This is a genomic window from Dyadobacter sp. CY261, assembly GCF_021440085.1.
GTDB lineage: Bacteria > Bacteroidota > Bacteroidia > Cytophagales > Spirosomataceae > Dyadobacter.
In genome coordinates this window covers 145,229-165,198 of the sequence record NZ_JAKCPW010000007.1, presented here as the reverse complement: position 1 = coordinate 165,198, position 19,970 = coordinate 145,229, and the positions used below count along the sequence as shown (strand labels likewise).

17 protein-coding genes are annotated in these 19,970 nt (G+C 49.7%); 7 read left to right on the top strand and 10 right to left on the bottom strand.

Going from position 1 to position 19,970, the window contains the following annotated elements; all coding sequences use genetic code 11:
* Window positions 1–5 precede the first annotated feature (5 nt).
* The 6 genes from LZD49_RS20255 to LZD49_RS20230 form a co-directional block, all read right to left on the bottom strand.
* Window positions 6–731 carry a LytTR family DNA-binding domain-containing protein gene (locus LZD49_RS20255; protein ID WP_234669396.1) on the bottom strand — a complete coding sequence of 242 codons (726 nt, stop codon included), beginning with the start codon at window positions 729–731 and terminating at the stop codon, window positions 6–8.
* Window positions 724–1,806: a sensor histidine kinase gene (locus tag LZD49_RS20250; protein ID WP_234669395.1), complete on the bottom strand. Its 1,083-nt coding sequence runs from the start codon at window positions 1,804–1,806 to the stop codon at window positions 724–726. Before LZD49_RS20250 ends, LZD49_RS20255 begins: the two co-directional genes overlap by 8 nt.
* A 98-nt stretch (window positions 1,807–1,904) precedes the next feature.
* Window positions 1,905–2,807 carry a DUF4249 domain-containing protein gene (locus LZD49_RS20245; protein ID WP_234669394.1) on the bottom strand — a complete coding sequence of 301 codons (903 nt, stop codon included), beginning with the start codon at window positions 2,805–2,807 and terminating at the stop codon, window positions 1,905–1,907.
* A gap of 44 nt (window positions 2,808–2,851) precedes the next feature.
* Window positions 2,852–5,248, bottom strand: coding sequence for a TonB-dependent receptor (locus tag LZD49_RS20240; RefSeq protein ID WP_234669393.1), 2,397 nt, complete (start codon window positions 5,246–5,248; stop codon window positions 2,852–2,854).
* Complete coding sequence (locus LZD49_RS20235) at window positions 5,245–6,492, bottom strand: hypothetical protein (RefSeq protein ID WP_234669392.1); 1,248 nt, start codon at window positions 6,490–6,492, stop codon at window positions 5,245–5,247. Before LZD49_RS20235 ends, LZD49_RS20240 begins: the two co-directional genes overlap by 4 nt.
* A gap of 163 nt (window positions 6,493–6,655) precedes the next feature.
* Entirely contained in the window at window positions 6,656–7,678 is a 1,023-nt protein-coding gene (locus tag LZD49_RS20230; protein ID WP_234669391.1) for an LLM class flavin-dependent oxidoreductase, read from the bottom strand.
* A 311-nt stretch (window positions 7,679–7,989) separates the two neighbouring features.
* Here LZD49_RS20230 and LZD49_RS20225 point away from each other — a divergent pair, with 311 nt between their 5' ends.
* From LZD49_RS20225 to LZD49_RS20210, 4 genes are all read left to right on the top strand, one after another.
* Window positions 7,990–8,370, top strand: a complete 381-nt coding sequence (locus LZD49_RS20225) for a helix-turn-helix domain-containing protein (protein ID WP_234669390.1) — start codon at window positions 7,990–7,992, stop codon at window positions 8,368–8,370.
* Window positions 8,371–8,677: 307 nt separating this feature from the next.
* A complete protein-coding gene (locus LZD49_RS20220; protein WP_234669389.1) occupies window positions 8,678–9,637 on the top strand; it encodes an MBL fold metallo-hydrolase in 960 nt (319 codons plus the stop codon).
* 12 nt (window positions 9,638–9,649) lie between these two features.
* On the top strand, window positions 9,650–10,138 hold the full coding sequence (locus LZD49_RS20215) for a CinA family protein (RefSeq protein ID WP_234669388.1): 489 nt from the start codon (window positions 9,650–9,652) through the stop codon (window positions 10,136–10,138).
* Window positions 10,135–11,109, top strand: coding sequence for a TIGR03885 family FMN-dependent LLM class oxidoreductase (locus tag LZD49_RS20210; RefSeq protein ID WP_234669387.1), 975 nt, complete (start codon window positions 10,135–10,137; stop codon window positions 11,107–11,109). The genes LZD49_RS20215 and LZD49_RS20210 overlap by 4 nt, the downstream gene beginning before the upstream one ends.
* An 80-nt stretch (window positions 11,110–11,189) precedes the next feature.
* Here the strand turns inward: LZD49_RS20210 and LZD49_RS20205 are convergent, their stop codons facing one another.
* Entirely contained in the window at window positions 11,190–11,396 is a 207-nt protein-coding gene (locus LZD49_RS20205) for an isoaspartyl peptidase/L-asparaginase (protein ID WP_310590496.1), read from the bottom strand.
* A 152-nt stretch (window positions 11,397–11,548) separates the two neighbouring features.
* On the opposite strand from LZD49_RS20205, the gene LZD49_RS20200 reads away from it, so the two are divergent.
* The 3 genes from LZD49_RS20200 to LZD49_RS20190 all read left to right on the top strand — a co-directional run bounded on the left by LZD49_RS20200 (window position 11,549) and on the right by LZD49_RS20190 (window position 12,782).
* Window positions 11,549–11,866 (top strand): cyanophycin synthetase family protein, encoded by a 318-nt coding sequence (locus tag LZD49_RS20200; protein ID WP_310590495.1) that lies wholly within the window; start codon window positions 11,549–11,551, stop codon window positions 11,864–11,866.
* The gene (locus tag LZD49_RS20195) at window positions 11,805–11,954 is read left to right on the top strand and encodes a hypothetical protein (protein ID WP_234669722.1); all 150 of its coding nucleotides are present in this window, start codon (window positions 11,805–11,807) and stop codon (window positions 11,952–11,954) included. The genes LZD49_RS20200 and LZD49_RS20195 overlap by 62 nt, the downstream gene beginning before the upstream one ends.
* Window positions 11,955–12,146: 192 nt before the next feature.
* Window positions 12,147–12,782 (top strand): DsbA family protein, encoded by a 636-nt coding sequence (locus LZD49_RS20190; RefSeq protein WP_234669386.1) that lies wholly within the window; start codon window positions 12,147–12,149, stop codon window positions 12,780–12,782.
* A 50-nt stretch (window positions 12,783–12,832) separates the two neighbouring features.
* Here LZD49_RS20190 and LZD49_RS20185 read toward each other — a convergent pair whose 3' ends face one another.
* The 3 genes from LZD49_RS20185 to LZD49_RS20175 are packed head-to-tail and all read right to left on the bottom strand — an operon-like array spanning window position 12,833 to window position 19,941.
* Entirely contained in the window at window positions 12,833–14,911 is a 2,079-nt protein-coding gene (locus tag LZD49_RS20185) for a CehA/McbA family metallohydrolase (protein ID WP_234669385.1), read from the bottom strand.
* A 10-nt stretch (window positions 14,912–14,921) separates the two neighbouring features.
* Entirely contained in the window at window positions 14,922–16,496 is a 1,575-nt protein-coding gene (locus LZD49_RS20180; protein WP_234669384.1) for a RagB/SusD family nutrient uptake outer membrane protein, read from the bottom strand.
* 28 nt (window positions 16,497–16,524) lie between these two features.
* A complete protein-coding gene (locus tag LZD49_RS20175; RefSeq protein WP_234669383.1) occupies window positions 16,525–19,941 on the bottom strand; it encodes a TonB-dependent receptor in 3,417 nt (1,138 codons plus the stop codon).
* Window positions 19,942–19,970 lie beyond the last annotated feature (29 nt).

Genomic DNA, 19,970 nt, shown 5'->3' with positions numbered 1-19,970 from the left:
GAACATCAGGACAATTGATTTCCCTCAAGAATCACTCCAAAATTCTTTAAGAACCTTTCGCCCACCGGAATCTCCTTTCGGGCGATCCATACTTTCCTCTTTTGGAAGGCTTCCACTTTGTTGACGGACACAATAAAGGACTGGTGTATGCGGCAAAAGGTATCGCCGGGCAGGCGGGCCTCAATACTTTTTACGTTCATCCGTGTCAGCACCGGATTGGTTTTTCCTACCATAAATATCTTGACATAATCTTTCATGCCTTCGATGTACAAAATATCGTCAAACGGAATTTTAATGGTCTGATATTCTGACTTGACATACAGACTGGCACAGGCCTTCGTGAGGTCCGCTTTGGAAGAATCACTTTTGAGGGCATACAGGGCCTGAGCCCTGTCGACGGAAGCGACCAGTCGTTTGAAAGCAATGGGTTTCAGCAAGTAATCGAGTGCATTCAAGTCGAATGCGGAAACGGCAAACTGTTCGAAGGCAGTTGTAAAAATGATCAGTGGCGGATTTTCAAGTTCTGCAATAAACTGTAAGCCGGTGATACCAGGCATTTGAATGTCCAGAAAGATCAGGTCTATTGGAATAAGCTCCAATATTCTCATCGCTTCGAAGGGGCTTCTGCAAGTTTTTACAAGTTCCAGACCTGGAATCCGCCCCACGTCATCGGCAAGGATTTCCAGTGCGAAGGGCTCGTCATCCACGATCAGGCATCGCATTTTACCCATGGATCAAATTGTTAATTCTTAATTCAACTAAAAATATGCGTCCCAGATCATCGACCCGCAAACTGTGGTTACGGGGGTAATACATATCGAGCCTTTTACGCACATTCCGGATTCCAATGCCGCTTTGGGGCTCGGGCCGGTAGGCATTAAACTTTTCAAATATGCGGTTCTGACAGGTGAACAGCAGATCATTTCCTGCCAAACTAAGCCTAATGGATATCACCGATGACTGCTCGGAATCGATCCCGAATTTGAATGCATTTTCAACAAAAGGGATAAACAACAACGGCTCGATCTCTACCGCCTGGAAGTTGCCCTCCCATTCAAATTCGATCCGGGCCTCGGGATGAATCCGGAGCCGCTGCAAATTGACATATCTGCTTAAATAAGTGATTTCATCGGCTAGAAATACCTTGTCGCTACCCGCCTGATAGAGCATGTACCTGAGAATTTCCGACAGTTCAATGATCGAATCCTCCGCGCGATCGGATTTTACGCGGGTAAGCCAGCGGATGTTATTGAGCGTATTAAAAAGGAAATGCGGACTGATCTGCTGTCTGAGCAATGCCAGTTCAGCACTGGTCTTTTCTAAAAGAATACGCTGAGCAAATTCCTGCTGATGCAGCCGGTCGGCAACAACGGCCCAAAGAGAGCTGGCAAGAATGATCAGCGCAAATAACAATACGGTCGCAGCGAGCTGAAACGGCCTGAAAAACTCCTGACGTGGCAGCTCCTGCAATGTCGGATCGGTTTTCCGGGCCGTTTGCATGAACTTGGCCAGGTCGTCATGAATCCCCCAGAGAAATGTATTGTCGATGAGTAGTACCAATGCGAGGAGTATGCCTATGTACAGTGCAAAGCGCCCCAGATTGCGCGTGAGCAGCAGTTGGGGCGTGAACCTGTACAGGTTCAGGTAAAATATGGCGATCAACACCAGGTTGAAGGCGATTTTGGTTGCGACGAGGTAATAGAAATAGTAGGCCGGCAACTGATTGAACAACGGAGCCGGCAGAATAAACGGTGTAGCAAAAAAGGCCAGCCAGCCGCTGACATGCAGCCAAAAGCGGTGGTTCAAAAAAATCGGAATGAAGGCACGCTCAAAGTGGCTATCATATAGGAAATAACGGCAATTGTGAACTTGTACAGGAAAATGTACGCCTTTGTTGCATCGTTTTAGAAATAGAACTTTTTTCCGCGCCCGGATACAGCCGCAACGTTGAAGAAACCGACTACTGCGGACCCGTTCGCATTCGTGTTTACAATGTTTGTGGAGACATTGGCCAGCGGTGCCGATGTAAAAAGCTCCGAAATACCGCCCATCCGGTTAGCCTGCGAAACCACCTCGGCCAGGTAATTGAATGCAACCAGATTAATGGAATGCAGCTCGACATACACCGAATCTCCGTTCACCAATGGCGAAGTGGGCCGGTCGTCGTCATCTACATCGTTGGCATTGATCCCCATGCGTACAGGTGTGATAAAAGTGACCCCGTCAAACCCGCTTCCCGAACTTGTACCGGCGTCGTAAGCACTTGTAATTTCACTCGCTTTGTTAAGAAGACGGCCATTTTTGTAGGCACGTAACCAGTAGGTATCGCCTTTCCCGGCAATATCCTTTGCCCAAAATTCGGCCCGGTACATATCGTCCATCATTCCCACACCCTCCTGAAAGGATAATGTGAGGCTGTCCACCGGCGGGACGCGTTTCATCGTCGAGGTAGCGATAAAGGTTTCTCCATGATATTCTACTTCCAATGTATAGGCCGTGCCCACGCTACCGAGCACCTCGCCGTTTTGCGGCTGCCAGGTGTAAGCGCCGGTTTGGCTGGTTGCATCCTCGACAAACTCGTAAACACGCCCGTTGCTGTCAGTTACTTTTACTTTTGCCCCCGAAGCCACCGGTGGGAGGTTTTTATTATCGAAGTAATCCTGCGAAAGCGTGAGATGAATGCGCTGCGGCTCCGGTTTGTTGTTGATCCACGCGTCGATATTCAGCAAAGGGTCTGCCGATCCGGTGTCGATCGCGACCTCATCATCGCAAGACCAGCAAAACCATGCACAAATACATATGGCCATATGCCAAAAAGGTCGGGTATTGATGGGTAAATGCATATTGTCACTTAAAATTTGAAGTTATATGACGCCGACGGCACCATCGATCCGATGATCGAGACCCGGTGGGCTTGCGTTTGAATCGGTTGCAGGGCCGTTACCCGGTCGGATGACTGGCTGAAATAGGTCGAAAAGGCATTCCTGCGGCCATAGACATTGTAAACAGAGAACACCCAATAGCTCTTGTTCTTCCTCGGCCTACCATTGTTACGGACGGTCCGCCCCTCCATGCGCAGTGCCAGATCGAGCCGGTGATAAGCGCTTAGCCTGGCATCGTTACGGGTATTGTTGGTATTATAGGGTATTAAAACTCCCTGGGAAAGGTACCGTTGGTTGGGATACGTTGTCGGTGTCCCGGTCATGTATGCGAAATCCGCCGTGGTAGACCATTTTTCGTTGATCGTGTAAGAACCGACCACTTTCAGGTTGTGGGTTTGATCGAACCGTGTGGGGTACCAGCTGCCTTTGTTGATACCATCAACTTTCAGCTCCGAACGGCTGAGGGTGTAACTGACCCACCCGGTGATCAGCCCCTTTTTCTTTTGCAGGTACAATTCGAGCCCATAAGCCCGTCCTTTCCCGCTGAGCAGGTCCCCTTCCAGCCGGTCATTATTGAGCAGTTCGGCCCCGTTGATGTAATCGATCTCGTTGGACGTATTACGGTAAAACGTCTCTGCGGAAAATTCGTAATTCGCGTCGCGCCCCAGATCGGTGAAATAACCGAGGGTGTACTGGTTTCCGACTGCCGGCTTGATATTGTTCGTTGTCGGCGTCCAGATGTTCAGGGGGTTGGAAGCGCTGGTATTGGAAATGAAATGCACGTACTGCGCCGTCCGGCTGAAACTCGCTTTAATCGATGTCCGGTCGTCGAGCTGGTATTTGGTTGAAATGCGGGGCTCGGGATTGCTGTATGAAGCTATGGACTCACCACTGCCATAATGCTGCTCGGCAATAGCCGTGCGCTTTCTGCCGGGAATGGTGTCGTTGTAGGTATAGGCCGTACCGGGGCCCAGGTAATTGAAGTATGAAAAGCGGAGTCCATACTGTAATTCCAGACGGGAGCTCAACGCGACTTTGTGGCTAATGTATCCCGCCATTTCAAGCGCGTATTTCTTTGGCTGACTGCTGTCGACCGTCTCGCCGTTGGTCGTTCCGATGGTCGTCGAAGGATTGAATTGATAGTAAGAACTTTCAAGCCCGAATTTTAGCTCAGAATTCCTGCCGGTAAAATAGCTAAAATCAGGTTTTAAGACATAATTAGTGATCGATGATCGCCAGTCGTATTGATTGTTTTCGTCCTCGTTAAAGCCCAGGTTGTAATTATAATTGCTGAAAACGGCGGAGACATTGGAAAACCATTTGCTGTTGATGACCGAGTTCCACCTCAGCGTAGCCGACTTGTTTCCCCAGTTGAACTTCGCGTCATCGGACAAGCCGAAGTTGTCCCTTCCCAGAAAGCCCGACAAATACAACCTGTTTTTCTGGTTAAGGGTGTAGTTCGTTTTGACGGTGACATCATAAAAATTCAATCCGAAATTATTGCTCGTTAAGAGCGTGGACAATGCATCCACATACGACCTGCGCACCGCGATCAGGTACGAAGCCTTATCCTCGATCAATGGCCCCTGAACGGCCAGTCTGCTGAAAATAAACCCGATCCCGCCATCCACTTCGGTCTTTTTATTGTTCCCTTCTTTGAGCCGCACATCGAGTACGGAGCTGACGCGTCCACCAAATTCCGAAGGGATCGCCCCTTTGTACAGTTTGACATCTTTGACCGCATCGGGATTGAAAACCGAGAAAAAACCCAGCATATGCGACGAATTGTAAACCGGCGCCTCATCGAGCAGCACCAGGTTCTGCCCTACGCTGCCGCCCCTGACATTAAATCCAGATGAACCCTCCCCTACCTGGCTCACGCCTGGCAGGAATTGCAGGCTTTTGATCACATCCACCTCTCCCATTAATGCCGGCAGCTTCTGGATCGTCTTGATATCAAGCTTATTGACACTCATTTCCAGGTTCTTTGCACCGGAACTGCGGCTTTCATCGACGATCTTCACCTCTTCCAGCACTTTCGATAAGGGCGGCAATGCAATGTCCAGCGCCATGTTACCACGCAGGTCGACTTGCTTCACTATCCTTTCAAAACCCATATAGCTGTACTCAATGTGATAATTCCCCTGCGGAAGGGTGATCGAATAGAAGCCATAGGCATTAGTGACCGCGCCACTGGCTTTATTCTCGATCACAAAAATGGTGGCCCCGATCAGCGTCTCCCCATTCGAAAGATCCTTGATTGTGCCGCTGATGGTGAACCTGTTTTGCCCATGGGCCGCGAGGCTCGCAAGAAGAAGCAGTAGTAGTATTTGAATGCCGGGCCGGAAGGAAGTATTAAAAGTCATTTTACAGAAGTAAGTGGGAACGGTAATTTTTTCAGGCTGTTGGCATTCAGGATATACCCCAAACCGAAATTGAGGTTAAAACCGCGGATGGCGTCGACTTTGGCGGCGCTCTTGAACTGAGCCGAATGAATGTATCGAAGATGTGCCCCGACCATAAACCGCTTGGCGAGACGGAGATCGATACCCGTACCGATGGTCGTATGGAACACCATCCGCATTTCGGCATCGAAGTTGGGGCGAGTGCCCGAACTCATAGCGCCGGGATTCATACGCCCGCCAAATGCCATGGCCTGGATAAAGCCTGAACCCAGCAGGAAATAGGGGTTGCCGATCATTCGTGGCAGCGCATACTTAAAGCCCAATGTCAGTGGCATGATCATCCCGCCCCCGCTCCGGATTACGCCGCTTTCGGTCATCTCCTGGGTCATCGGCACTTTTAGCCGCCCGATGTCCAGGAACCACGCAATGGAGTCGTTCATCCATTTGGTAAGGTGTATATCGATAAATGAGTGCGCCTTGAAGAAGTCAGTGTAGGTACCATCTGTTTTCCAGGTCCTGACCGAACCCATCATGGCAACTCCGCCATACCGGACGTCGATCACCAGCCTGTTGTGCAGCCGGTAGCCTTTCAATGAATCGATCGGATCCAGTTTTCTGGGAAGTGACGGGTCTATCCAGAGCGCGTAGGTGGTATCTGCCTGGCCACGCGTTTTGAGGACATCGGCTACATGGCCCAGCGCCGCCAGTGAGTCGGTGCGGCCCGCCGTCCATGGCGAGAACGTCAGGGGTGTTTTCGGGTTTCCCGATCTGAACCTGTCTACCAAACACTCATTTTTCCCACTGCCAAGCACATAAACCCTGTTCCTGTCGCTGTGAAAATTGGCGTAGGTGTCGGTGATAATAGATTGAATGAACTGTATATCGTTCGCAGAGGAACTGTCGTTGCTGCAATCCCATTGGCCTTTGAGTGCATTCGGGAAAATGAATATAGCAGGCTCTCTGACCGACTTCCACGGAGCCTTCGCGAATGCCTCCCTGGCGCTTTGGCCGTTTTCATGTAAGACTATTACAACCGGTTTGTTGCTGTTCAGATCATAGTTTGTCGTGTTGGAATAAAAAAGATAGCTTCTGTTCAGCCCTTCGATCCTATTGACGAAGACGCGCTGGGCTCTTCCCTGTGAAAACAGGGTTAGCGAAAGCAAACATATGATCCAATAACTTTTCCATTCTAAAAATAACTGCATACACAAAGCGGGAGTGATAAACGGTCCGAATGACCATGATTACCCGTTCCGCAAAGCTCAGCGAAGGTATTTGCCGATATTCATGCACTTTTTGTATACATTCAAGGCTCTTTTTAAAATTCCGTATTCTTCAACCTTCTCATTTACCATTTTAATTTCCACGTTATGACGTGACCGTACTTTCACGCTGAACGCCTTTCAGGACTTCGTAGCTGTGAATACGTGCCTCAGGATCGTAGATGTGACTGGTAACCATCAACTCGTCGAGCTGTGTACGTTGTTGAAAATAGGCCAGATCCCTGCTGATTGTCTTTCCGTCACCGATAAATGTGTACTTCATCATTTGTCTCACTGCCGCCTCCTCATATTCTCCCCAAAGTCCGTCCATGTTTTCTACCGGTGGCTGCAAAGCCCGGCGTCTGCCAGTAATAATTCCGGTAGCCAGCTGGAAGAAAGAGGTTGCAAGCCGCTCGGCCTCCTCGTTAGTATCGGCGGCGATCACATTTACACAAGCCATTACATAAGGCTGGTCAAGATATTTCGATGGTCTGAAATTCTGGCGGTAAAGTTCTATGGCGGTCAGGAAATGTGTGGGTGCAAAGTGGCTTGCAAAAGCATAGGGTAACCCCAGATGGGCAGCCAGTCGGGCACTGTCGGTACTCGAACCTAAAATCCAGATCGGTATGTCGAGCCCTTCTCCGGGGATAGCGCGTACCTTGGAGCTTCCATTTTCTGCTGAAAAATAGGTTTGCAACGCCATCACATCATCGGGAAAATCCTGGGCGGATTCCATGTAGTTACGCCTGAGCGCGCGGGCGGTAACCTGATCTGTTCCGGGGGCACGCCCAAGTCCCAGGTCGATGCGGCCCGGGTAAAGTGACGCAAGGGTGCCGAACTGCTCGGCAACTACCAGCGGCGCATGATTTGGCAACATGATGCCGCCGCTGCCGACACGGATTGTATTTGTGCCGCCCGCAATGTAGCCGATCAGTACCGAGGTGGCCGAGCTGGCGACACTTTCCATATTGTGGTGTTCGGCGAGCCAGTACCGTTTATAGCCCAGTTCTTCAACGCGCTGCGCAAGCCGGAGACTATTCCTGAATGTGGTGGCTGCATTATTTCCCTCTGTGATCGGCGCGAGATCAAGAATGGAAAATGGTATATCTTGAACAAGTTTGTCTGCCATGTCGATTTATAAACTGTAAGAATGTCGCTAGTAAAAACATTTAATCAGCTTGTGAGTTCCTTTTACAAAAAGTAACGGCTCACCGGTACAACTGCTCACTGGCCGGGTACAGATTTCCCAGGCCCCACCAATGGCTAAACGGCATACCATTGAGGCGTATACCACGGCTTCCCCCAGTTACCAGGGCAACTTTGTTCCTAACTTTTTCATTTTATAGTATCTATTGCTGAATTATGTGAGCAACTTAGGTTCGGCGCCTATATATTTGCAAGTAAGTAACGAAATAGCAGGTACTAACAAAAAGGTAAGAAATGAGAAAAGAGACATCCACCAACGCTATAAATGAGAAGCGTATTATCGACACTTGCGGTATGGCCGTATCATTGCGGGTAATGGGCGGCAGATGGAAACCTGCTATTTTGTGCCGGCTGGTCTGCGGCACAATGCGCTACAGTGAATTAAGAAAATCCATCGAAGGTATTTCCGAAAGAATGCTGGTCGCTCAGTTGCGTGAACTTGAGCAGGATGGCATTGTCCGCCGGGTTGTATACGCCGAAGTTCCACCGCGGGTAGAATACGAGATCACCGAACTTGGTAACACCATGCGACCTATGCTTGACGCTATGGCCGAATGGGGTACAATGCACCGCGATTTTAGTGAACGCCAACCGGTCGACGAATTTAAGTTTTGAAAACCCATCTCTATCGCTTCGTATGACCGTCGCCCTGTCGGTCCCCGCCTAACTTTCCATTTTTGATCGCAGTCGAGACGTGCGAGACCTTATCGTCAAGGCCCCGATGTTCCGGAGTTAAGTCCGTCTTATCGCCTAACTGTCATTTGCCGCTCTGAGCCTTTGGGCGGAAATTCTTGCCACGGATATTGAGCAAACAGCCCCCGGCGATGCGCTTTGCGGGTCAGCAACAAACCCGGGTTGGTTTTTGGTGGCACAATTTTATAGGGCAGGCGGTCGAATTGACGAAAACTAACTGATCCGGAAAATGATGGAAACGAGTAAAACCAACCAGGAAAGCTATTTCCAGGTCGCCGACGGTGTCTGGGGAATGAAGGACATCTTCGTGAATGTATATTTTGTGTCCACTGCGGAGGGATGGGTACTCGTTGATGCGGGTCTCAAAAGCGCTTACAAGAAAATAAAAGAGGTGGCAGCAATGCTTTTTGGTGAAGGCGTTGCCCCGCTGGCAATCGTGCTAACCCACGGGCATTTTGACCATACCGGTTCTTTGGAAGATCTCCTTAGCGACTGGGAAATACCGGTCTACACGCACCACCTGGAAATGCCGTACCTGACGGGCAAATCGGCATACCCGCCAGCCGACTCGTCCGTGGGCGGTGGCTTAATGTCCGCCATGGCCGACCTTTACCCAATTGAACCCAATAACCTGACCGGAGAAGTTAAATCCCTGCCTTTCAGCGGTGAAATCCCACCACTTCCGCAGTGGCGCTACATCCATACACCCGGCCATTCACCCGGCCATATCAGCTTGTGGCGTGAAGAAGATAAGGTAATGATTGTTGGCGACGCATTTGTTACCACAAAACAGGAATCGGCCTTCTCCACACTGACCCAGACGAGGGTTTTATCCGGCCCGCCTAAATACTTTACCTGTGACTGGCAACTTGCGAAACGTTCGGTAGAGACATTAGCTTCATTGCAACCCGAGGTGGTCGCGACCGGCCATGGAAAACCTATGCAGGGACAACAGATGCAACAGGACTTAAGGAGGCTAGCTTCTGATTTTGATCGCAAAGCTGTGCCGGCGCGTGGCAGGTACGTGCGCGAGCCAGCCATCACCAACGAGTACGGAGTTGTATCGCTGCCACCCAAGACGCTCGGCTTGCCTGAGAGGATCGCAATCGGCGCCGCGCTGGTAGCCATCGCCGGATTGGGCTACGTCATCGGGACTGACGTTGCCAGAAAAAGAAAGCTTGTATTGTAACCAACCACCACCATGCCATCAGAATTAATTAATCATTGCGGTCAGATCCTGAAAGAACAAGGGCTGACCATTGCTTTTGCAGAAAGTGTTACTGCCGGGCGGCTGGCCGCCGAGTTTTCGTTAACGGAATATTCGGGCAGCATCTTGAAAGGCGGGCTCGTCTGCTATGACGCAGAAGTAAAAAAAGATGTTCTGGGCATTAGTCCCTACTTAATCGAAGAATTTACCCCCGAATCGGCGGAGGTTACAAAAGAACTGGCCAATCGCCTGAAAGACCTGATTAAGTCGGACGTTCAGGTAGCGGTGACGGGGCTTACCACGCCCGGTGGAAGTGAAACGCCACAAAAGCCGGTTGGCACAATCTTCATTCATATACTGATAAGGGGTGGCTCGCTGGCGGTGAGAGATGTGTTTGAAGGTACGCCGGAGCAAATAGTTCTGCTGGCGGCCGACCTGGCTGCCTCAACGATCACCAATGAATTGAAACAGACAACAATATGACCAAGATCCATATAGGTTACCACGCTTCTCACGAGCAGTTCAAACCAAGTGAGCTGACGACATATGTCAGGCAGGCCCAGCAGGCGGGTTTTACAAGTGCGCTCAGCTCCGACCATTTCTTTCCGTGGAGTGAAACGCAGGGTGAAAGCGGCTTCGCGTGGAGTTGGCTTGGAGCGGCTATGCAGGCAACGGACCTGCATTACGGAATCGTCAATGCACCCGGCCAGCGCTATCACCCCGCTATTATCGCGCAGGCAGTCGCCACGCTGTGCGAAATGTTTCCGCAGCGGTTCTGGATCGCGGTGGGCAGCGGACAATTTCTGAACGAGCACATCACCGCAGAAAGGTGGCCAGCCAAAGGCGATCGCAACCGAAGGCTTAAAGAATGCGTCGATATCATGCGCGCATTATGGGCAGGAGAAACGGTGACGCACGACGGTCTGGTGCAGGTTTATGACGCGAAGTTATACACACTGCCCGGCTACATGCCTGACATCGTAGGCGCTGCGCTCACGGAGCAAACGGCGCGGTGGGTCGGTGGCTGGGCCGACGCGATGATCACCACATCGCGGCCGCAGGTGGAATTGAAAAGAATGATCGACGCATTCCGGTCAGGAGGCGGGGAGGGCAAACCAGTTTACCTTAAAGTACAATTGTCGTACGATACGACCCTGGAAAAAGCTACACAGGGGGCTCACCAGCAATGGCGAAACAACGTATTTGCGTCATCGCTCCTATCTGATATTCGATCTCCGGTGGGTTTCGATGCAGCCGGAACCGTAGTAAGGCCCGAGGATATGGCGTCGGGTGTCAGGATCTCCGACAGTGCGGAGCAGCATGTGGAGTGGTTGTCCAAAGACATCGAGGCGGGCGTATCGCAGCTTTACCTCCACAATGTAAACCTGAACCAGTCTTACTTTATTGACGAGTTTGGAAGAAACGTGATCTCTCATTTAAACCGCCTCGCCTGAAAAATTGCTGTCCCGATCACCAGACTGATGATTGTGGTGAGCACAAAATCTGCTGCCAGCTATTGACTTTATAATGCATTTCATGGATCACTGGCCAGGAATATCGGGTTACGTATATTGGTCACGGCCGCTACCGCTCCGGCTGTCAGTGTTTTGCCACACATGATGGCTGCATCGGCTTCATGTGTACCTTCCGAGGTGAAAACCGAGCCTTTGCCTGCGTTGAACAATGGATTGTTTTCCAAAGCCATCACCGACTTTTCTACTACTTCAATGGCATTGCGCAATATTTTCTACGAAAAATATAAAAACTATTGCTTTCCTGAGTAAGAGCCGCCACTTGACAGGTCCAAATCTGCTGGCACATTTATTCATACCCGCCTCCATCCGATTTTCAAGTTAGTGATCATCCATAATTATTTAAGTTTTTGCAAACGTTATGAAAATCATTGATATCCGTTACATGCGTGGCCCTAATATAGGGTCGGTTCGCAAGAACAGGTTGGTAGTCATGAAGTTGGACCTTGAGGAGCTTGAAGAGATGCCAACCAACAGGATCGAGGGATTCTACCACAGATTAAAGTTGGCAATGCCAAGCCTTCAAAGCCATTATTGCTCAGAAGGCCATGCCGGCGGCTTTTTTGAAAGGGTAAAAGACGGGACTTGGAAAGGTCACGTCGTCGAGCATAGGGCGCTTGAAAGAATTACTCGGCGGGGCAGGAATGCTTGTTCCGGCCGGCATGACCGTGAGCAGTGAAGAAGAGGTTTTGCAGGCAGTAGCCGAGCTCGGCTACCCGCTGGTGGTCAAACCGCTGGACGCCAATCAGAAACCGGGTCACATTTGATCCCCATTTACGCGACCCATGGTGATCCGGTGCACCTATTACAGGGTATTTCGGCAAAGTTCAATATTTGACAGATAACGGCGCGGTTTTTGTAGCATTTATGGCCTTGCTTCACTGGCGCTGATCGTCCTGCCCTGCACCGGGCTCACCTGACTTTTAATCCTCTGGATTTTTCAACTAAACAGGACGGACATGGATTTACAAAACTCTCATTGCGATAAGGTTAAGGTGGTTTACTATACCTATCCACAGTGCGCAGCCAGTTGGGCTATGCAGCGAACCTGGGAAGAACTTCTAACAAATTTTAAAGAGTTTGTAAGCCTTCAGATTTGCATGACAGGCGTTCCCCAACTTCCCGCTTTGGGTCACGAAACTGCCAGAACTGCGAAGGTTCCGCGTGATATGGCCTGCCTGGCGGTGAAAGCAGCATCACTACAGTCCCAATGGACTGCTGATCTTTACCTGGCAGAACTCAGGAAAGCATGTATGGTCGAGCACCAGGATATTTCGAAGCTAGACGTGCTGGTGCAGATCGCCCGGCAAGTAAGCAAAAACAACCGTGGAATATTTGATCTGCATCGTTTCGGACAAGACTTCGATAGCAGAGCATGCCGTCAATCCCTTTATGAAGACCAGCAAAAAATCAGGATAAACAATATCACAGAATCACCTACCCTGACCTTTACAATAGATGGTAAGGGGATTAAAGTTAGTGGTTACCAACGCTATCAAAGGTTTGCTGATATCTTACATAGTCTCTCTGCTCGGGTGCAATTCGCAGGCAGTGAACGGCCTGAGGCGCAAAAGTACCCGGTATGGCGCCAATAAACGCTTTCTTTTGTAGCAGCCATTTCAGAGCAGCTGTGCAAAGAATACCATCACTTATTCGTCCCCGCCCGTTTGGTCTCTTCCAGGGACTTAACAAAAAGTTCGAACCCACTTTTGACCGATTGCGGTGCATGCTTAAATGTGTCCGAAGAAATCACCTCTGTTAACCTGCTGTGGGCATGGAGAATGGAAGCAATCTGCACCCCAACCGACTCATCGAAGGATTCGAGTTCTTTGCAAAGCTCTTTAATACTCCCGTTCGCATGTTTATACAATTTATTCGCGTAGTCATACGCGCTCGTTTTCCTTGAATCGCCATCGGCATCTACCCACACAGCACCGGAAGAACCTATCACCTGAGGGTTCCACACACTGGAAACACGTGAATAGGGTTTCGGGATGATCCAGAATGGGTGGGATGGATCGGGCCCTTCCGCGATGGCTACGAAATACGTGTCCTGGGAGCCGGCTGGCACCGTCCAGCTTCCCTCCCATTTCACACCATTCTTTCCATTTTGGTTAATGCGGGCTTCACGTATCTTTTTTCCGTTGGCATACAATGTAATCCGGTCCGCTTTGATCCAGGAAGGCGCCAGCACCCGGGCGGAAATTTTCAAATCTTTGCCTGATAACGGCGCAATGTCGCCCGGGCCGTATTTCCCATTCACCTTGATTTCGGCCAGGAGCCCGAAGCTTACCATTACCCGGCCGGCCAAAAGTTGATCGGTCGCTTCACCAACGTCGATTTTTCCGGTTTTGCTATCCTCGCACCGGATATAGGTTCTCCCCTGCCCCACCAGATACCGCATTACATCATGGGAATCACTCGAACCGATTGGCGTCAGGAAATGCCCTCTGTTGAGCAGGCCAAACCAGTCCCTGTACAACTGCATAATGTCCCTTTGCTGCGCACTCGAATTCATCACCTCCATTGCATTCGCTGGCAATTGCCAGCCATCCAGATCCTGTCCGGCTATCGAAATGTGCCGTGATGGGCCAAATGGCTGGAAATTGTAGAAAATATTGCGGCCATGATTTAAGACGATCACCTGTTTATTGCTGCCCAAAGCTTTGGAGACCGATGTCCAGTCTTTCACCTGATGATCCGCCGTCTTAGCATCGTCTGCCAGGGGAAAAACATTAAAATGGCCCACCTTGGTGGTAAACTCGTTGCCGGTGATTGGAGTAAACACCGTGTCCAGCCCCATTTTTCGAATCAATGGCTTGGCATCGTATACCATATTATGATCCGTAAACACAGGCAGATCGATGCCTTCGCCGGCAATGCTCAGCAACCGCTCCTCCACCGTCGCGTCTCCATGGCCCGAGTTCGTGAAGGTATGAATGTGGGTATCCGAAGATACCCATCCTTGCGTAGGCACTTCTTTGCTGAGGATGAATTGATAGTTTACAGGTTTGTCCTTTTTAACTTCCAGCAATAGGGAATCCACGCTGTACTCAAATCCACGGCTTGCATACAGTTTGTATTTTCCCTCGGGTAAGGAGAATGATGCCTTTCCGTTCCCAGTATAAATACACCCTGTCCGTACCGCCAATGGCTGCCCTGGTGTCACCCGAACAGGTTGCAGTGCCATTTGTAATGTAGTAATGGTAATCCTTGAAGGAACCGGATGGTTAAGTCCTTTATCCAAAACGCTCACGTTAACCTGCACTTCTTCCAGTAGCCGCTGCTCCGGGCGATCGAGCAACTGAATGTCACCGACCAGAATATCATCCGGCAACAGCTCCGCTTTTCCGGATAAATCGATGCATTGAATGGTGAGAATGTTGCCGGTTGCCTTCAAAGCATTCGGCGGAACAGATAAATACCGCACCCGCGCATTTTCATCCTGATCCAGCTTTCCAAGTTCGTGGCCGTTCAGGTTTACAACCCACCGGGCCTTCACGTCCTGCTGCCTGAGGCTAAGCGTTGTCTCGGATGAATATTCTTTTGCGTCAAAAGTGATAGTGAGCTGCTTTTGCGGTGTTCCGGTGAAACTATCCCATTCACGCTCCGCACCTGCCCGCAGGTGGTGAATCCGTTGATCCACCACCGAACCTGCAGCGATTACCTGCCGGTTGGCCAAAAGCAAAAAAAACGCAATCAGGCTAATTTGAATGATATGCATATGTTTCAGATTACCAGTTCGGATTTTGTGTCAATGCAGGGTTCAGGTCACGCTCTTTCTGGGGAATTGGCCAGAGATAATCCCTATTCTTATTGAAAGCCCTTTCAAAGGCAGGTGCTTCAATGGTTTTCAGGCTTCCATTGTCGACATAGGTCATACCGTATACCTTGCCGGGAAGTACCTCTTCTGCCATGCGCCACCGGCGTAAATCGAAGAAGCGGAAACCCTCGAAGGCCAACTCGACCAATCGTTCTTTCCGCACGATTTGCCGCATGATCTGCTGGGAAGCCAAATCTTTCATTGGAGGCATGTTGACGTCGCCTCTTTGACGAACCAGGTTAATTGCGTCCAGCACACTTTGATCCAATTGGTTCAGCTCGATCTTCGCCTCAGCGTAAGTCAACAATATCTCTGCATAGCGCATCAACACGATATTGATCCCGCAATTAGCAGGCTGCGCCAGGTCCTGGGGGTTAATATACTTCTTCAAAGTGAAGCCTGTGGTTGAGGTTATATAACTGTAACCCACTGCATCAGCTGTGCCGCTGCCAGGATTGGGATTATAAATCTTCCCATCCGGCAGCTTTTCCCCCGTTACAAAAACGGAGTATCTAAGCCGCGGATCCCTGTTCGAATAGGGGCTTTTAGGATCAAAAGCACTTTCCGGATCTGTAATGTCCTTCCCATTGTTCATTGCATATGCATCGACAAGGTTTTTGGTTGGTACAAATGAATTGGTACTAGCCTGCTGGCTGTAAGGAGCCATAGTTGCAAACACATTATTGTTATAATTATCCTTAATAAACTGTTTGTCAAGAATTACTTCCTGGTTGTTCTCAGCTTCATAAGTAAACAATTTTTCGTAGGAAGGATATAAGCTATAAACTTTTAGATCCATCACTTCCCTGGCCGCTGCGGCTGAGCCTTCGTAACGCCCTGCATACAACAACGCCCTGGCTTTCAGACCCAACGCGGCCCCCTTGGTGATACGTCCTTTCTGCTGCGGAGCAGATGCCAGCAAGCCAGCAGATTCGGTCAGTTCTGAGGTAACAAAATCCCAAATCGCTTCCACCGGAGCGCGTTTAACCTGTCGGCTTTCTTCCAAAGAAATTTCATCGGTGATCAGCGGAACATCGCCGTACAAACTGGCCAGTTTCAAATACAGGTATGCCCTTAAAAACTTTACTTCGCCTTTCAGCAGACTAATTTTCTTCGGGTCGGCACTTTGCACCTTATCAATATTGCTGAAAAAACTGTTTGCAGCCCGGATCCCTTTGTAGGCATTGGTCCATTCCGACAGTATTTTCGCATTCAATGCGTCGGTCTGTCCTTTTTCGATCAGCGCCTCGGTGGCAAAACTCTGGTTTGTATGCCCGATGTCAGTCATTCCGTCCCAGCTAAAAATGCCGGGGCCTTCCAGGTAAGTGTAGATCGCATTGGCTGCCATGGTAGCATCCTGCTCCGTTTTCCAGAACAGCTCGACCGGCAAACGGTCATTGGGTATGGTTTCCAACAGCTCCCTGTCACAGCCTGACGCGGCTGTCAGTAGCGTAATTGCAATGATATTTCGTAAGAATGTATACATGACCTTTTTGAAGTTTTCGGTTTTCACATTAAAAAGAAAGATTGACGCCTAAAGTGTAGAGCGAGGTTTGCGGATAAACCGCTCCCCTTCCCGACACCGTTTCGGGGTCAAGGTTCCATTCATTCAGTTTGGAAAAAGTCAGGAGGTTCGTTCCGGACACGTAGACGTTCATTCGCTGGATGAAAGCCTTCTCGGTCAGTTTCGAAGGCAATTGATAAACAAGCTGAATGTTTTTCATCCGTAGGTAAGATCCGTCGATCATCATTCGGTCGGAGGACGAAAGGTTTCTGAGATCCGACTTCAATGGGCGCGGAAAGCGCGCATCGCGATGCTCGGGCGTCCAGTAGTTATCGGTGTAAATGGCGTGGGTAAAGCCTTCATTATTCCCCATTTCAGCCAATGCACCGGCCAGCCGCGTTTTTACCTGGGCAGCTCCCTGAAACAAGATGTCCAGAGAAAGGCTTTTGTAAGAAAGGTTAATAGAGGTCCCGAACGTGTATTTTGGAAAACTGTTTCCCAGATACTTCCGGTCGCTGGGGTTAATGATGCCATCTCCATTGGAATCAACATATTTGACATCTCCCGGTTTGGTACCCGCTACAAGGGTGGGGTATTTGGCTATTTCATCTGCTGTTTGAAACAATCCGTCGGTTTCATATCCCCAATGCGAGTTAATGGGGTAACCTTCACCGATGATAAAAATGGGGTCGGTTTCATCTGCACTGATATAAGGACCTGTTCCTGCAAGGCTCACCACTTTATTCTTGTTGATATTCAGATTGGCATTCACATCCAATGCGAACTGCCCCCATTTGTTTTGAACCCCCACCGAGAATTCCCAGCCGTTATTATCGACCACTCCTGCATTCCTTGCCGATGGATTCAAGCCCAGCGTTCCAGGAACGGGGAGCACCAGAAGAATGTTGTCGGTGCGCTTTCTGTAATAATCTATGGTAAGTGAAACCTTATTGCTAAATAGCTGCGCATCCAAACCGACATTGGTCTGGGTAGTTGTTTCCCAGGTCAGATCGGGATCGGCGAGGTTGAGCTGGGCATAACCGGATGCCGGCGTGCCGTCAAAGGTGTAATTGACAAGGCTCAACGTCGGGAAGTAACTGTAAAGCGCGACGGCCTGATTACCGTTTTTGCCCCACGAGCCTCTCAGTTTGAAATCATTTACATAAGCCCCAAGCTTCTCCCAAAACTTTTCGTTGGAAGCGCGCCACCCCAGTGACATCGACGGAAAATAGCCATATCGCCTGTTTTGCATGAAACGTGACGAGCCGTCATACCGGCTGTTGACTTCTAAAAGGTATTTGTTCTGATACGCGTAATTGATCCGGCCGAAAAATGAACGCAGGCCCCATTGATAGTCAGCCCCGCCATTGTTTTTGGTATTGTCGTTGGCGCCCTGACTGAGTGACTGAATGTCGTTGTTATAAAAGTTCTGACGAAATGCATTGACATTGTTTCCCTCATTACTAATCTGCGAATAACCCCCTAAAACGCTGAATTCATGGCCGCCAAACACTTTGGAATAGGTCAGCAGATTATTAATCGTGATCTCACGCGAAAAGATCCTGTCCTCGGTCAGGGAATTCATCAGGACATTTTTCTTGACGATATCCTTATTATAGTAATCCCGCACCTCATATTTGTTGGCGAAAGATTTGGTCATTGTGTTGTTAAACCGTGCTGCAAACTGGGTGGAAAACATCAAATCCTTCGTAATGGCCCAGTTCCCTTTGAAATTACCGATAATATAATCGTCATTGGTTTTGGAAACGCCTGCAATCTCCGCATACATCAAGGGATTATGGCCCTGCGCGCTTAGTCCGTAAGTCCCATCCGGATATTTCGGAACGGCCCATTGGCTCGAATGGAACATGCGGTTGTAAATATTCTCGTAGCGGTTGTTGTCATTGACCAGCGATGTGAAGTAGGTGTAGCGGTAGTTTAGGTCTGTATTCAATGTGATTTTGGAAGACAACTTAAAATCCGTATTCAGCCTTATCTCACTGATTTTCGACCCCGAATTGGGGACGATGGCGTCCTGGTTCTGGTGACGCAAACTCAGCCGTGACTTCACGCCTTCACTTCCCCCGCTAATTGATAGTGAATGATTTTGCTGAGGCGCGACGCTGTAAAGTGTATTAAACCACGTGTTAGGCAGCGGATATTTGAGCCTGTCGGTCGCATTTACATATTCCTGGATATACTCTTCGGTATACTTGGGTGCCACTCCTGCATTGACAGCCCCCACGTTCAGCATACGCATGAAGGCCTCCAGACCCATGTGCTCCGGTTTGTTATTCGCCTGCTGCAAGGCGTAATATCCATGGTAATTGACCGCCAACTTCCCCGACCTGCCTTGCACGGTGGTCACCAGAATGACGCCGTTCGCTGCCCGGGAGCCATAAATCGCTGCCGACGAGGCATCTTTCAGAACAGACACCGACTCAATGTCATTGGGATTGATATCTGCCAGTCGCTGCTCAATGCCGTCCACAATCACCAAAGGATTATTGTCGCTTAATGTTGTAATTCCCCGTACCCGGACGGTCGTGTTAGATTTCCCCGGCGCGCCACCGTTGTCCACGATAGTAAGGCCCGGCAGCTGTCCCTGTAAAGCCTGTTGGATATTAGAAACCGGCCTTCTGACCAGGTTTTCCTTCTTAATGGTACCCACCGCGCCCGTCATGCTTCCTTTCTTTTGCGTCCCATATCCCACCACGACCACTTCGTCCAAAACCTGTTTGTTTTCCTGTAATACCACATTCAAAACCGACTGCGCCTGAACCGCTATTTCCTGCGAGACATAGCCGATGTAAGAAAACACGAGGGTGCCGGATGCCTCGGGCAGATCCAGGGCATAATTCCCTTCGACGTCGGTGGGAGTGCCGATGTTGGTGCCCTTCAATACGATATTGACGCCCGGAATTGCGCTGCCAGAAGCGGATGTGACCTTGCCCGAAATTCTGAAGGCATGAACCTGCGTCTGCCCCGCCGGGCTTTCAAGTGAACCGCTTTCCTGTTTGGGTGGAATGCGGTAAATGATGACACTTTTATCCAGTTGCTTATAGGCGAACGGCATTCCTTTCAACGTAAGGTCCAGCGCCTCACTCACTTTATAGCTTCCCCTGGGCAAGCTCACCGATTTGTAGGAACTGATGTCATACTCGTTGTAAGCGAAATTCAGCTGGGTTTGTTCTTCAATTTTTTGAAACAGCGATTTGAGCTTCTCGTTGCGCAGTTCTAACGTAACACGTATGTCTTCAAGCTTTTGACTGCTAGCCGGCTTAGCCAGCAGCAGCCCTATGCTCATCAAAAGCAGAAACACATAACAAAAACTCGCCCGCATTATGAATTGCAGATTACGGTTGTGAAAAAGAGCGTACAACCCTCCCTTTCCCAAACCCTTGGGTTCAGTAACAAAAAAATTCATACTTTGCATTGCTTTTAAGATTGGAACAT